The sequence below is a fragment of the Pseudomonas sp. LPB0260 genome (assembly GCF_013388395.1).
This window is the reverse complement of record NZ_CP058247.1, coordinates 4,704,059-4,717,279: the sequence shown is the minus strand read 5'-3', so window position 1 is coordinate 4,717,279 and position 13,221 is coordinate 4,704,059. Positions and strand designations below refer to the sequence as shown.

The following is a 13,221-nucleotide window of genomic DNA, read 5'->3' as shown; positions in this document are numbered from 1 at the left end:
GATGTGGCGCCAATCTTTAGGCCCGGCGGGCGTCGGCGTCCATCGCGGCAAACACTGGTACGACCAGTTTTTTTCGCAGACTTGAACTGACTGAGCAGCGACAGACCTTATGGATACTGGCTTTCAGGTTTATAGTGATCGGCCTGTGGATATCTCTTTCCAACTGGTCCTACCAGCACAGCGAGGTTGCCCATGAGCGAACCCACCTCCCCCGCCCGCCGCCAGGTCAGCGACGTGGTCGCCGAGCGCATCGAGCGCCTGATCGTCGACGGCGTGCTCAAGGTCGGCCAGCCGCTGCCCTCGGAACGCCGCCTGTGCGAGAAGCTGGGCATCTCCCGTTCGGCCCTGCGCGAGGGCCTCAAGGTGCTGCGCGGCCGCGGCATCATCGAGACCGCCCAGGGCCGCGATTCACGGGTCGCCTCGCTGAGCGGGCCGCGCGACGCCAGCCCGTTGATGAGCCTGTTCAGTTCGCAGCCGCGCACCCTCTACGACCTGCTGGAGGTACGCGCGCTGCTCGAGGCCGAATCGGCGCGCCTGGCGGCCCTGCGCGGCACCGATGCCGACTTCGTCCTGCTGACCCGGCGCTACGAGGAGATGCTCGCCGCCCACGACCACGCCGATGGCGTCGAGCCGCGGGAGCACGCGCGCCTCGACCACGCCTTCCACCTGGCCATCTGCGAGGCCTCGCACAACCCGGTGCTGCTGCACACCCTGCAGTCGCTCACCGACCTGATGCTCAGCACGGTGTTCGCCTCGGTGAACAACCTCTACCACCGGCCCATGCAGAAGCGTCAGATCGACCGCCAGCACGCGCGCCTGTACCACGCGGTGATCGAACGCCTGCCGGAGCAGGCCCAGCGCGCCGCCCGCGAGCACATCCACGGCATCCGCGACAACCTGCGCGACATCGAGCAGGAGGAGCAGCGCCTGGTGCGCGCGACCATGCGCCTGGAGGGCTGGAACTAGGGCAAGCGGCCGCGCCGCCCTGCACCGAGGATGGTTCGGCGTCAACCGGCGGCGGAGGCCGTGCTAGACTCGCGCGCTGGTGATTTGCCCCGAGCCCGTCCGTGTCCCACGCCTCCCTTGCCCACCCGCCGCGCTGGTACAGCGCCGGCCAGTTGCATCCGGCGCCCGTCGCCGGGGTGCGCGACTGGCTGTTCAACCAGGACTCGCTGACCCGCCGCCTGACCGCCCTGGCCGACGGCCAGTTCAGCGTCACCCCGCTGGTCGAAGGCTGGCAGCGCCTGCGCAACGACGAATGCGCCGCCCTCGGGGTGGCCGACGCCAGCCTCGGCTGGGTGCGTGAAGTCTTCCTGCGCGGCCACGGCCAGCCCTGGGTGTTCGCCCGCAGCGTGGCCGCGCGCAGCGCCCTGGAAGGCTCCGGCCTGGCCCTCGACCAGCTCGGCAGCCGCTCGCTCGGCGAACTGCTGTTCAGCGACCGCGCCTTCGACCGCGGCGCGCTGCAGGCCTGCCACTACCCGGCCCCCTGGCTGCCCAGCGAGGTGCGCGCCGAACGCCTGTGGGCGCGGCGCTCCTGCTTCAGCCGCGGCGCCCTCGGCGTGTTGGTGGCCGAGGTGTTCCTGCCGGCGTTCTGGCCGGCGGCGGGAATCGATGCCTAGGCTGGGTGGCCACCCCATGGAAAACCGCGCAGCGTTTTCCACCGAGTCCTCTCACCCCGCACCTCACCATCGAGCCTGTAGCGCTGGATGAGCAGAGCCTCATCCACCCTACGCTTCGATCATCCGTATAATCCGCGGCAGCCCGCACGGAGACGCGCCCGATGTATACCCGCCTGCTGAAATTCTTCGATCGCCTGCACCCCCGCGCCTGGGACTTCATCCAGCTGATGCGCCTGGACAAGCCGATCGGCATCTACCTGCTGCTGTGGCCGACGCTGTGGGCGCTGTGGGTGGCGGCCGAGGGCGTGCCGAGCGCGAAGAACCTGTTCATCTTCGTCACCGGGGTGATCCTGATGCGCGCCGCCGGCTGCGTGATCAACGACTACGCCGACCGCGACTTCGACGGCCACGTCGCCCGCACCCGCGCGCGCCCGCTGGCCAGCGGGCGGATTCAGCCGCGCGAAGCCCTGCTGCTGTTCGCCGTGCTGGTGGCGGCGGCCTTCGTGCTGGTGCTGCTGACCAACGCCGCGACCATCTGGCTGTCCTTCGGCGGCCTGGCCCTGGCCGCCTGCTACCCCTTCATGAAGCGCTACACCTTCTACCCCCAGGTGGTGCTGGGCGCGGCCTTCTCCTGGGGCATGCCGATGGCCTTCACCGCCGAGACCGGTGGCGTGCCGCCGGAGGCCTGGCTGCTGTATATCGCCAACCTGCTGTGGACCGTGGCCTACGACACCTACTACGCCATGGCCGACCGCGACGACGACCTGAAGATCGGGGTGAAATCCACCGCCATCCTGTTCGGCGACGCCGATCGCCTGATCATCGCCAGCCTGCAGGGCCTGGCGCTGGTGTGCCTGCTGCTGGCGGCGGCACGCTTCAAACTGGGCCTGTACTTCCACCTCGGCCTGCTGGTCGCCGCCGGCTGCTTCGCCTGGGAGTACCACAAGACCCGCAACCGCAAGCCCATGGCCTGCTTCAACGCCTTCCTGCACAACCACTGGGCCGGCCTGGCGATCTTCCTCGGCCTGGTCGCCGACTACGCCCTGCGCTGAGCCCCCGCCCGCGGCGCGGCGGCCGGGGCGCCGGCGGCGCGGTGTAGACTGGCTCCATGCGGCTGTCACATAGCTGCAATAATTCCGTTATCTAATGCGGCGCTAGACAGTTCAACGAGCCGAGGCGGGACCCATGGTTGGCAAAAACATCCTGATCGTCGATGACGAAGCACCGATCCGCGAGATGATCGCGGTGGCCCTGGAGATGGCCGGATACGAGTGCCTGGAAGCGGAGAATACCCAGCAGGCCCACGCCATGATCGTCGACCGCAAGCCCGACCTGATCCTCCTCGACTGGATGCTCCCCGGCACCAGCGGCATCGAGCTGGCCCGGCGCCTCAAGCGCGACGAGCTGACCGGCGACATCCCGATCATCATGCTCACCGCCAAGGGCGAAGAGGACAACAAGATCCAGGGCCTGGAAGTCGGCGCCGACGACTACATCACCAAGCCGTTCTCGCCGCGCGAGCTGGTCGCCCGTCTCAAGGCCGTGCTGCGCCGCGCCGGCCCCAGCGACAGCGAGGGGCCGATCGAGGTCGGCGGCCTGCTGCTCGATCCGGTCAGCCACCGCGTGACCATCGACGGCAAGCCGGCCGAGATGGGCCCCACCGAATACCGCCTGCTGCAGTTCTTCATGACCCACCAGGAGCGCGCCTATACCCGCGGCCAGCTGCTCGACCAGGTCTGGGGCGGCAACGTCTACGTCGAGGAGCGCACCGTCGACGTGCATATCCGCCGGCTGCGCAAGGCCCTCGGCGAGGCCTACGAAAGTCTGGTGCAGACCGTGCGCGGCACCGGCTATCGTTTCTCCACCAAGAGCTAGCAGCCAGACCTTTTGGGTTAGGCTACCCGGCCCGTATCAGCGGATGGCTGTAAGGATCGATTGGCGGATGACTTTCACGTGAACCAAAACTGGCATGGCGCCCTGACGCGCCGCCTGGTGCTGCTGCTCGGCGCCTGCCTGCTGCTGGGCCTGGTCACCGGCCAGACCGCCTGGGTGCTGGTGCTCGGCCTGGCCAGCTACCTGGCCTGGACCCTCAGCCAGCTGCTGCGCCTGCACAAGTGGCTGCGCGAGCACAAGCCGGACGAGCCGCCGCCGGACGGCTACGGCCTGTGGGGCGAGGTGTTCGACAGCATCTACCACCTGCAACGGCGCAACGAGAAGGCCCGCGGCCGCCTGCAGGCGGTCATCGACCGCGTGCAGGAATCCACCGCGGCGCTCAAGGACGCGGTGATCATGCTCGACCGCGACGGCAACCTGGAGTGGTGGAACCGCGCCGCGGAGACCCTGCTTGGCCTGCAGACCCCGCAGGACAGCGGCCAGTCGATCAGCAACCTGGTGCGCGACCCGCGCTTCAAGGAATACTTCGAGCGCGAGAACTACCGCGAGCCGCTGGACCTGCCCTCGCCGGTCAACAGCCGCCTGCGCCTGCAGATCCAGATCACCCAGTACGGCAACAACGAGCACCTGATGCTGGTGCGCGACGTCACCCGCCTGCATCAGCTGGAACAGATGCGCAAGGATTTCGTCGCCAACGTCTCCCACGAGCTGCGCACCCCGCTGACGGTCATCACCGGCTACCTGGAAACCCTGCTGGACAACGCCGAGGCGCTCGGCCCGCGCTGGCTGCGTGCGCTGCAGCAGATGCAGCAACAGGGCGCGCGCATGCAGACCCTGCTCAACGACCTGCTGCTGCTGGCCAAGCTGGAGGCCACCAACTACCCCACCGACAACCAGCCGGTGGCGGTCGACCTGCTGCTGCTGTCGATCAGCAACGACGCCCAGGCGCTGTCCGGCGAGCGCGGCCATCGCATCAGCCTGGACGCCGACCCGCACCTCAAGCTCAAGGGCAGCGAGGCGGAGCTGCGCAGCGCCTTCTCCAACCTGGTGTTCAACGCGGTGAAGTACACCCCGGACGCCGGCGACATCCACATCCGCTGGTGGGCCGACGAACAGGGCGCGCACCTGATGGTGCGCGACAACGGGCCGGGCATCGAGGCCAAGCACCTGCCGCGCCTGACCGAGCGCTTCTACCGGGTCGACGCCAGCCGCGCCAGCAACACCGGCGGCACCGGCCTCGGCCTGGCCATCGTCAAGCACGTGTTGCTGCGCCATCGCGGACGCCTGGACATCAGCAGCACCCTGGGCAAGGGCAGCGCCTTCACCTGCCATTTCGCCAGCGCCCAGGTGGTCCAGCGGAGCAACTAGCGTCGGCGCTTGCAAAGCCCGGCGACAACCCCCACCCTTTAGCGGTCTCTGGTCAACCGAACCCTTTATGGACCCCTCCTCTAGTTACTCCGCCGCTGCCTATTTCGCCGATTTCGGCCTTGTTCTATTCGCCCTCTTCCTCGTCCTGCTCAACGGCTTCTTCGTCGCCGCGGAGTTCGCCATCGTTCGCCTGCGCGCCACCAAGGTCGAATCCCTGGCCGAGCAGCACGGCTGGCGCGGGCACATCCTGCGCACCGTGCACGAGCAGATGGACGCCTACCTGTCGGCCTGCCAGCTGGGCATCACCCTGGCGTCCCTGGGCCTGGGCTGGGTCGGCGAGCCGGCCTTCGCCCACCTGCTCGAACCGCTGCTCGGCGCCATCGGCATCGAGTCGCCGAAGCTGGTCAGCGGCATCGCCTTCTTCAGCGCCTTCGCGATCATTTCCTACCTGCACATCGTGGTCGGCGAACTGGCGCCCAAGTCCTGGGCGATCCGCAAGCCCGAACTGCTGTCGCTGTGGACCGCCGGGCCGCTGTACCTGTTCTACTGGCTGATGTACCCGGCGATCTTCCTGCTCAACGCCAGCGCCAACGCCATCCTGCGCATCGCCGGCCAGGGCGAACCGGGGCCGCACCACGAGCACCACTACAGCCGCGACGAACTCAAGCTGATCCTGCATTCGAGCCGCGCCCGCGACCCCGGCGACCAGGGCATGCGCGTGCTGGCCTCGGCGGTGGAGCTGGGCGAGCTGGAGGTGGTGGACTGGGCCAACTCCCGCGAGGACCTGATCTCCCTCGAGCTGAACGCGCCCCTGGAGGAGGTGTTCAGCGTGTTCCGCCGGCACAAGTACAGCCGCTACCCGGTGTACGACACCGAGGCCGAGGACTTCGTCGGCGTGCTGCACATCAAGGACCTGCTGCTGCACCTGTCGCTGCTGGAGATGCTGCCCTCGGCGCTGAAGATCTCCGAGCTGATGCACCCGATCGAACGGGTCACCCGGCACCTGCCGCTGTCCAGCCTGCTCGAGCAGTTCCGCCAGGGCGGCGCGCATTTCGCCCTGGTCGAGGAGGCCGACGGCAAGGTGATCGGCTACCTGACCATGGAGGACGTGCTCGAGGCCCTGGTCGGCGACATCCAGGACGAACACCGCAAGGCCGAGCGCGGCATCCTCGCCTACCAGCCGGGCAAGCTGCTGGTGCGCGGCGACACGCCGCTGTTCAAGGTCGAGCGCCTGCTCGGGGTCAACCTCGACCATGTCGAGGCGGAAACCCTGGCTGGGCTGGTCTACGAGACCCTCAAGCGGGTACCGGAGGAAGAAGAGGTGCTGGAGGTCGAGGGCCTGCGCATCATCGTCAAGAAGATGAAGGGGCCGAAGATCCTCCTGGCCAAGGTGCTGCGCCTGGACTGACCCGCTCAGCCGGCCTGGGCCGCCGGCCCGCGGCGCCAGCCCAGCAGGCTGTGGCCGCACAGGGTGAGGAAGATCAGGCCGCCGCCGAGCAGCACCTGGCTGCTCGGCGCCTCGCCCAGCAGCCACCAGACCCACAGCGGCCCCAGCACCACCTCCAGCAACAGCAGCAGGCCCACCTCGGTGCCACTGATCCAGCGCGGTCCGAGCTGGATCAGCATGAAGGCCAACGGCAGCAGCACCCCCGCCATGAAGGCCAGGCCGGCCCACTGCGGCACGCTCAGCTCCGGGCTGCCGCCGATCAGGAAACCCAGCAGCGACACCAGCAGGGCGCCGGGAAGCAGCGCCGGACTCATGTCCACCGTCGGGCGGCTGCGCGCCAGGGTGAAGTTGCCGGCCAGCAGGGTGGCGGCCGCCAGGGCCCAGGCGTTGCCGACCAGGCTGTTGCCCGGCGCCTCGTCGGCGACGATCAGCAGCACCCCGCCGACGCAGATCAGGATCGCCAGCAGGGTGCGCAGCGCCAGGCGTTCGCCGAGGAACAGCCAGGCCAGGGCCGCGGCGATCAGCGGGGCGATGCTGAGGATCAGCAGGGTATTGGCCGCCCCGGCCAGGGTGATGGCCTGGACGAAGCCGATGGTGCTGCCGCAGTAACACAGCCCGCAGCCCAGGCCGACCCAGCCGCAACGGCGGACGGCGGCCGGCAGCCCGCCACGGTAGCGCCAGGCCAGCAGCAGGCCCAGGCCGATGGCCATGAGCAGGCCGCGCCAGGCCAGGACCTGCATGGCATCGGCGGCCAGCCAGCGCAACACTAGGGCGTCCGGGGACAGCACCAGCACCCCGAACGCGGTCAACAGCAAGCCCTTCTGTCTGTCCTGCACCTCAGACTCCCCGCTGCAGCACGCTGGCCGGGCGCGTGCGTGCGCCCTTCAAGCCAACGCGTAGCTGTCGGTCAGCAAGGTACCGAAACCCTGGGGCCGGTGCACGCAGCCGGCCAGTTGCAGGGCATGCCAGAACATCGCCTGGTTGCTGGAGATCACCGGCAGGCCCAGGCTGCGCTCCAGTTCAGCGAGCATGCCCAGGGTGCGCAGGTTGGTGCAGGAGAGGAACAGCGCGTCGACCCGCTGGCCGATCAGCAGCTCGCGCGCCGCCTGCTCGATGGCCGCCTCGGGAATCCGCGGGATCTCGGCATCCTCCAGCACGCCGAAGGTGCCGAAGGCCGCCACCTCGTGGCCGGCCTGCTGCAGGCCCTGGTAGATCGGGTAGTTGACCTCGCCGATATAGGGCGTGAGCACCGCGATGCGCCGCGCGTCGAGGCCGCGCAGGGCCGCCTTGACCGCGCTCCAGGGGTTGGTCACCGGCACGCCGGGGTGCGCCTGGTTGAGCAGCCGGGTCACCTCCTGTTCACCGATCAGCATGCTCCCCGAGGTGCAGCCGAAGGCCAGCACGTCCAGGGGCATGCCCGGCACCAGCAACGCGCTGGACTGGCTCAGGCCCTGGGCCAGGCCGCGCAGCCCGTCCGGGGTCACGGTCGGGCTGCAGGGGGTGCGGGTGCTGTACAGCTCGACCCGCTCGCCGAGCAGCTGGCGCCACTCGTTCTCCAGGGTGAAATCACTGGCCAGCTGCACCAGGCCGATGCGCACGTGGCCGTCATCGCAGGCGCGCACGTGCTCGAAGGTCTGCTGCAGGGCCTGGAACTCGGCGAAGGACTGGATCATCTCAGGCCTCCTCGAGCAGGCGCGCGGCGTAGTTGGCGATGGCGGTGTCCTGCACCCCGGTGCCGGTCAGGTCGCACACGGTGATCTGCTCGGCGCCGCTGCGCGCCTTGCGCCCCGCGGCGATCAGGCTGCCCAGCTCGAACACCTCGCGCTCCAGGGCCGGGGCGTGGTGCAGCTCGCCGAGGGCGCGGGACTGGCTGAGGCGATCGACCACCACGACATCGGCGCTGGCCAGGATGGTCGGCTCCAGCTCGTTCTTGTGCGGGTTGTCCGAGCCCATGGCGGTGACGTGCACGCCCTTGGGCAGGTCGCTCCAGCGCAGCACCGGCTCGCGGGCCGGGGTGGTGGTGACCACGATGTCGGCCTCGGCGCAGGCCGCGGCGGCGCTGTCGTGCACCGCCACCGCCAGGCCGTACTGCTCGCGCAGGCGCGCGGCATAGGCCTCGGCCTTGCTGCGGTCGCGGGCGTGCACATGCACCTCGCGGATGTCACGCACCAGGCGCAGGGCCGCGACCTGCAGCTCGGCCTGCAGGCCGGCGCCGATCACCGCGACGCGCTGGGCGTCCTCGCGGGCCAGGTGCTTGGCGGCGATGGCGCCGGCCAGGGCGGTGCGGATGTCGGTCAGGTAGCCCTCGTCGAACAGCACCGCATCGACCAGCCCGGTCTTGGCCGAGAACAGCAGCATCAGGCCGTTGAGGCTGGGCAGGCCGAGCTTGGGGTTGTCGAAGAAGCCGGGGCTGATCTTCACCGCGAAACGCGGCCAGCCGCGGATGTGCGCGGTCTTCACGTCGACCTCGCCGTTGCTCTCGGCGATGTTCATGCTGAGGATCGGCGGCATCGCCACCTCGTCGCGGCCGAGGGCGGCGAAACCGGCCTCGACGGCTTCCAGGGCGGCCGGGTCGAGCTTGACCCGCTCGGCGATCTGCTGGCGGTTATAGATTTTCATAAGGGCGTTCTCCGGCCAGGCGGCAGGCCTCGGCAAAGGTGGCGGTGGACAGGTTCTGGCCGCTGACCACGAACGCCACGCGGCGTCCGCTCAGGTCCAGCTGGTGCTGCTCGACGGCGGCCACGCCGACGGCGGCGGCGCCCTCGACCAGGAGTTTTTCTTCGCGCAGGAAATGCACCATGGCGCGGGCGATCTGCGCCTCGTCGACCCGGTAGCCGCGGTCCATGTAGCGCTGGGTCATGGCGAAGCTCCAGGCGTTGTCCAGACCGACGCCGCCGCCCAGGCTGTCGGCCAGCGACGCCACCTCGGGCACCTGCACCGGATGGCCGGCGGCCAGGCTCTCGAGCATCGCCGCGCCCTCGTTCATGCTCACGCCGATCACCTCGGCCCGCGGGTTGATGCTCTTCACCGCCAGGCCGATGCCGGCGATCAGGCCGCCGCCGGACAGGCCGGCGAACAGCATGTCGATGTCCGGTTGCTCCTCCATGATCTCCAGGCCGCAGGTGCCCTGGCCGGCGATGACCAGCGGATCGTCGAACGGCGAGACATAGGCCAGGCCCTGCTCGTCGCGCAGGCGCCGCGCCTCGACGTCGGCCTCGTCCTGAATCTGCCCGTGGATCACCAGATCGGCGCCACTGCGGCGCAGGGCCTCGACCTTGTTCTCCGGCACCAGGCGCGAGATGCACACCTTGACCGGAATGCCCAGGTGCTGGCCGGCGTAGGCCAGGGCGCGACCGAAGTTGCCGGTGGACATGGTCACCACGCCGCGCTGGCGCTGCGCCGCATCCAGGCCGAGCAGGGCGTTGACCGCGCCGCGCAGCTTGAAGGCGCCGGTGGGCTGCAGGCAGTCGAGCTTGAGCCAGGCCTCGCAGTTCCAGCGCCGCGACAGCGATTCGGAACGCACCAGCGGGGTGCGCAGGGCCAGACCGGCGATGCGCTGGCGGGCCCGGTAGATGTCTTGCAGGGTCAGTTGCTCATTCATGTTCAAAGTCCAACCTGTGAACGCAAGCGGGGGCCACCGTCTCGATGCCCCCCGCGTTGACCTGGCCGGTTACTTGGCCTGCCAGGCGCCGCTGCTGATCAGCTTGTCGGTGACCTTGTTCACCGCCCGCTCGGCGCGGGCGACGATGTCATCGATCTCGCCACGGGTGACCACCAGCGGCGGGGCGAAGCCGAGGATGTCGCCGTGCGGCATGGCCCGGGCGATCAGGCCCTCTTCCAGGCAGGCCGCGGAGATCTGCGGGCCGACCTTGAGGTTCGGGTCGAAGTGCTGACGCTTGCTGCGGTCGCTGGAGAACTCCAGGGCCGCCAGCAGGCCGATGCCGCGCGCCTCGCCGACCAGCGGGTGGTTGCCGAAGGTCTCCTGCATGCGCTGCTGCAGGTAGGCGCCGGTGTCGCGGGCGTTGGCGGTGAGGTTCTCGCGCTCGATGATGTCCAGGTTGGCGATCGCCGAGGCGATGCCCATGGGGTGGCCGGAGTAGGTGTAGCCGTGGCCGATGGCGCCGTAGGTGTCGGTGCCCTGCTCCAGCACCTGCCACACGCGCTCGCCGACGATCACCCCGGACAGCGGCTGGTAGGCCGAGGTCAGGCCCTTGGCCACGGTGATCAGGTCCGGCTTCATCTCGTAGTACTGCGAGCCGAAGTCCACGCCCAGGCGGCCGAAACCGCAGACCACTTCGTCGGCGATCAGCAGGATGTCGTACTTGTCCAGCACCTTGCGGATCTCCGCCCAGTAGCCCTGCGGCGGCGGCACGATGCCGCCGGTGCCGAGCACCGGCTCGCCGATCATCGCCGCGACGGTGTCCGGGCCTTCGGCGAGGATCATCTCCTCGAGCTTCTGCGCGCAGTAGCGGGAGAACTCCAGCTCGCTCATGCCGTCGTCGGGGCGGCGGTAGTAGACCGGCGCGACGGTGTGCTTGATGCGCTCGAGCGGCAGGTCGAAGTGGGCGTGGAACACCGGCAGGCCGGTCATGGAGCCGGAGGCGATGCTCGAGCCGTGGTAGCCGCGGTCGCGGGAGATGACCTTCTTCTTCTCCTTACGGCCGAGGATGTTGTTGTAGTACCAGACCAGCTTGAGCTGGGTCTCGTTGGCGTCCGAACCGGACATGCCGTAGTAGACCTTGCTCATGCCCTGGCCGGCGAGCCTGACGATGCGCTCGGACAGGGTCGCCATGCCCTCGGTGGTGTGGCCGACATAGGTGTGGTAGTAGGCCAGCTGCTTGGCCTGCTCGTAGATCGCCTCGGCCATCTCGGTGCGGCCGTAGCCGATGTTCACGCAGTACAGGCCGGCGAAGCCGTCGATGAACTCGTTGCCCAGGGAATCCTGGATGCGGATGCCCTTGGCGCCGGTGACGATGCGCGCCGGGCTCTCGCCGTGGGCATGCTGCTTCAGGTGGGTGGAGGCGTGGAACACGTTCTGGCGGTCGATCTCGATGATCTTCTGGGTGTCGATGGTCATGGCATTGCCCTCGTTCGATTCGGTTTCGGGTGGCGTTCAGGCAGCTGAGCGCGATTAACTTCCGCTGGCGCTGGGCAGGTTGCCCAGGCAGTAGTACTTGATCTGGCTGTATTCATCGAGGCCGTGGCGCGAGCCCTCGCGGCCGAGGCCGGACTGCTTGACGCCGCCGAAGGGTACGGGCGGGCCGGTCATCTTCACCGAGTTGACGCTGACCATGCCGAACTCCAGGCCGCGCAGCAGGCGCCACACCTGGCGCATGTCGTAACCATAGACATAGGCGGCCAGGCCGTACTCGGTGTCGTTGGCCTGGGCGATCAGCTGCTCCAGGTCGTCCCAGGCCAGCACGCCGGCCACCGGGGCGAAGTTCTCCTCGCGGTAGACGCGCATGTCCGCGGTCACATCGGCCAGCAGGGTCGGCATGAAGTAGTTGCGCCCCGGCGCCTGGTCCTGTTCGCCGACCAGCAGGCGGGCGCCCTTGGCCACGGCGTCGTCCACCAGCTCCTGGGCCTTGGCCACCGCCTTGGCGTTGATCAGCGGGCCCTGGTTGACCCCGCGGATCAGGCCGTTGCCGACGGTCAGCTCGCCCATGCGCCGGGCGAAGGCGGCGAGGAACGGCTCATACAGCGAGCGATGCACGAAGATGCGGTTGGCCGCCAGGCAGTCCTGGCCGGTGGTCTGGAACTTGGCGTCGATCGCTGCCTGGGCGGCCTGCTCCACGTCCATGTCCGGCAGCACGATGAAGGGTGCGTTGCCGCCCAGCTCCATCGAGCACTTCTTCACCGTGGCCGCGGCCTGCTGCAGCAGCAGGCGGCCGACCCGGGTCGAGCCGGTGAAGGACAGCGCCTTGACCTTGTCGCTGGCGCAGAGCACCTGGGAGACCATTTCCGGCTCGCCGGTGATGACGTTGAACACCCCGGCGGGGAAGCCGGCACGCTCGGCCAGTTCGGCCAGGGCCAGGGCGGAGAACGGCGTCTCGCCGGCCGGCTTGACCAGCACAGTGCAGCCCACGGCCAGGGCCGCGGCGGCCTTGCGGGTGATCATCGCGCAGGGGAAGTTCCACGGGGTAATCAGCGCGGCGACGCCGATCGGCTCGCGTACGCTGCCCAGCTGGGCGTTGCGGATGTGGCTGGGGATGGTCTCGCCATAGGCGCGGCGCGCCTCCTCGGCGAACCAGCGGACAAAGGAAGCGGCGTAGTCGATCTCGCCGCGGGCCTCGTCCAGCGGCTTGCCCTGCTCCAGGGTCATCAGCCGGGCCAGGTCTTCCTTGTTCTCCAGCAGCAGGTCGTGCCACTTGCCGAGGATGGCGCCGCGCTCGTCCACCGAGCGGGCGCGCCAGGCCGGAAAGGCCGCCTCGGCGGCGTCGATGGCGGCGGCGACCTGATCCTGGTCGAGCAGGGTGCAGCGGCCGATGATTTCTTCGCTGGCCGGATCGATGACCGCCTCGTCGCGACCTTCGTTGCCGGCGACCCATTTGCCGTTGACGTAGGCCAGCTGGCGAACCAGGCGCGGATCTTTCAGTGTGTGCATGGACGGCGTCCCCTCTGCGGGCCCTGGCGCAGCGAGTGCGTGCTGCAGGGCGTGGTGCGTGTTTACGGCTTCCACTTTAGGGGGGATGGGCGCGCGGTTTTTTCTCTTAGCCGGGGCTGCGCGCCTGGTTTTTTTTCTTTGCCGGGCCCTGCAGACGATTTTTTTCGGCGCCGCCCAGGGCCCGGCGGTTTTGGCCGGATCGGGGCGCAGATTGGCTAGTACGCGGCTTTGGCCCGGGCGACGAGCCGGGATCACGACGCTTGGCGACGCCCTCGGGCATGCAGCGGTCG

At 69.0% G+C, this 13,221-nt stretch carries 12 protein-coding genes; 6 read left to right on the top strand and 6 right to left on the bottom strand.

Annotated elements, in window-relative coordinates:
* Positions 1–192: 192 nt before the first annotated feature.
* From glcC to LPB260_RS21000, 6 genes are all read left to right on the top strand, one after another.
* A complete protein-coding gene (gene glcC / locus LPB260_RS21025) occupies positions 193–966 on the top strand; it encodes a transcriptional regulator GlcC (RefSeq protein ID WP_208707813.1) in 774 nt (257 codons plus the stop codon).
* Positions 967–1,067: 101 nt separating this feature from the next.
* Entirely contained in the window at positions 1,068–1,619 is a 552-nt protein-coding gene (locus LPB260_RS21020; protein ID WP_208707812.1) for a chorismate lyase, read from the top strand.
* A gap of 161 nt (positions 1,620–1,780) precedes the next feature.
* Positions 1,781–2,671, top strand: a complete 891-nt coding sequence (gene ubiA, locus LPB260_RS21015; RefSeq protein ID WP_208707811.1) for a 4-hydroxybenzoate octaprenyltransferase — start codon at positions 1,781–1,783, stop codon at positions 2,669–2,671.
* A gap of 133 nt (positions 2,672–2,804) precedes the next feature.
* Positions 2,805–3,494 (top strand): phosphate regulon transcriptional regulator PhoB, encoded by a 690-nt coding sequence (phoB, locus tag LPB260_RS21010; protein ID WP_208707810.1) that lies wholly within the window; start codon positions 2,805–2,807, stop codon positions 3,492–3,494.
* A 78-nt stretch (positions 3,495–3,572) separates the two neighbouring features.
* Entirely contained in the window at positions 3,573–4,880 is a 1,308-nt protein-coding gene (gene phoR, locus LPB260_RS21005) for a phosphate regulon sensor histidine kinase PhoR (RefSeq protein WP_208707809.1), read from the top strand.
* A gap of 67 nt (positions 4,881–4,947) precedes the next feature.
* Complete coding sequence (locus LPB260_RS21000; protein ID WP_208707808.1) at positions 4,948–6,288, top strand: hemolysin family protein; 1,341 nt, start codon at positions 4,948–4,950, stop codon at positions 6,286–6,288.
* 5 nt (positions 6,289–6,293) lie between these two features.
* On the opposite strand, the gene LPB260_RS20995 is transcribed toward LPB260_RS21000, so the two are convergent.
* The 6 genes from LPB260_RS20995 to LPB260_RS20970 all read right to left on the bottom strand — a co-directional run bounded on the left by LPB260_RS20995 (position 6,294) and on the right by LPB260_RS20970 (position 12,931).
* Positions 6,294–7,163, bottom strand: coding sequence for a DMT family transporter (locus tag LPB260_RS20995; RefSeq protein WP_218281508.1), 870 nt, complete (start codon positions 7,161–7,163; stop codon positions 6,294–6,296).
* Between the two features lie 48 nt (positions 7,164–7,211).
* Positions 7,212–8,000, bottom strand: coding sequence for an aspartate/glutamate racemase family protein (locus tag LPB260_RS20990; RefSeq protein ID WP_208707807.1), 789 nt, complete (start codon positions 7,998–8,000; stop codon positions 7,212–7,214).
* 1 nt (position 8,001) lies between these two features.
* Positions 8,002–8,946, bottom strand: a complete 945-nt coding sequence (locus LPB260_RS20985; protein WP_208707806.1) for a cyclodeaminase — start codon at positions 8,944–8,946, stop codon at positions 8,002–8,004.
* Positions 8,933–9,928, bottom strand: a complete 996-nt coding sequence (gene eutB / locus LPB260_RS20980; RefSeq protein WP_208707805.1) for a hydroxyectoine utilization dehydratase EutB — start codon at positions 9,926–9,928, stop codon at positions 8,933–8,935. The genes LPB260_RS20985 and eutB overlap by 14 nt, the downstream gene beginning before the upstream one ends.
* 69 nt (positions 9,929–9,997) lie before the next feature.
* Complete coding sequence (locus LPB260_RS20975; protein ID WP_208707804.1) at positions 9,998–11,404, bottom strand: aspartate aminotransferase family protein; 1,407 nt, start codon at positions 11,402–11,404, stop codon at positions 9,998–10,000.
* Between the two features lie 54 nt (positions 11,405–11,458).
* The gene (locus tag LPB260_RS20970) at positions 11,459–12,931 is read right to left on the bottom strand and encodes an NAD-dependent succinate-semialdehyde dehydrogenase (protein ID WP_208707803.1); all 1,473 of its coding nucleotides are present in this window, start codon (positions 12,929–12,931) and stop codon (positions 11,459–11,461) included.
* Positions 12,932–13,221 lie beyond the last annotated feature (290 nt).

Bases quoted from the DNA above. Each gene is read 5' to 3' on its own strand.
- LPB260_RS20990 (WP_208707807.1), bottom strand. From the start codon at position 8,000: ATGATCCAGTCCTTCGCCGAGTTCCAGGCCCTGCAGCAGACCTTCGAG.
- ubiA (WP_208707811.1), top strand. From the start codon at position 1,781: ATGTATACCCGCCTGCTGAAATTCTTCGATCGCCTGCACCCCCGCGCC.
- LPB260_RS20970 (WP_208707803.1), bottom strand. From the start codon at position 12,931: ATGCACACACTGAAAGATCCGCGCCTGGTTCGCCAGCTGGCCTACGTC.
- eutB (WP_208707805.1), bottom strand. From the start codon at position 9,928: ATGAATGAGCAACTGACCCTGCAAGACATCTACCGGGCCCGCCAGCGC.
- LPB260_RS20985 (WP_208707806.1), bottom strand. From the start codon at position 8,946: ATGAAAATCTATAACCGCCAGCAGATCGCCGAGCGGGTCAAGCTCGAC.
- LPB260_RS21000 (WP_208707808.1), top strand. From the start codon at position 4,948: ATGGACCCCTCCTCTAGTTACTCCGCCGCTGCCTATTTCGCCGATTTC.
- glcC (WP_208707813.1), top strand. From the start codon at position 193: ATGAGCGAACCCACCTCCCCCGCCCGCCGCCAGGTCAGCGACGTGGTC.
- phoB (WP_208707810.1), top strand. From the start codon at position 2,805: ATGGTTGGCAAAAACATCCTGATCGTCGATGACGAAGCACCGATCCGC.
- LPB260_RS20975 (WP_208707804.1), bottom strand. From the start codon at position 11,404: ATGACCATCGACACCCAGAAGATCATCGAGATCGACCGCCAGAACGTG.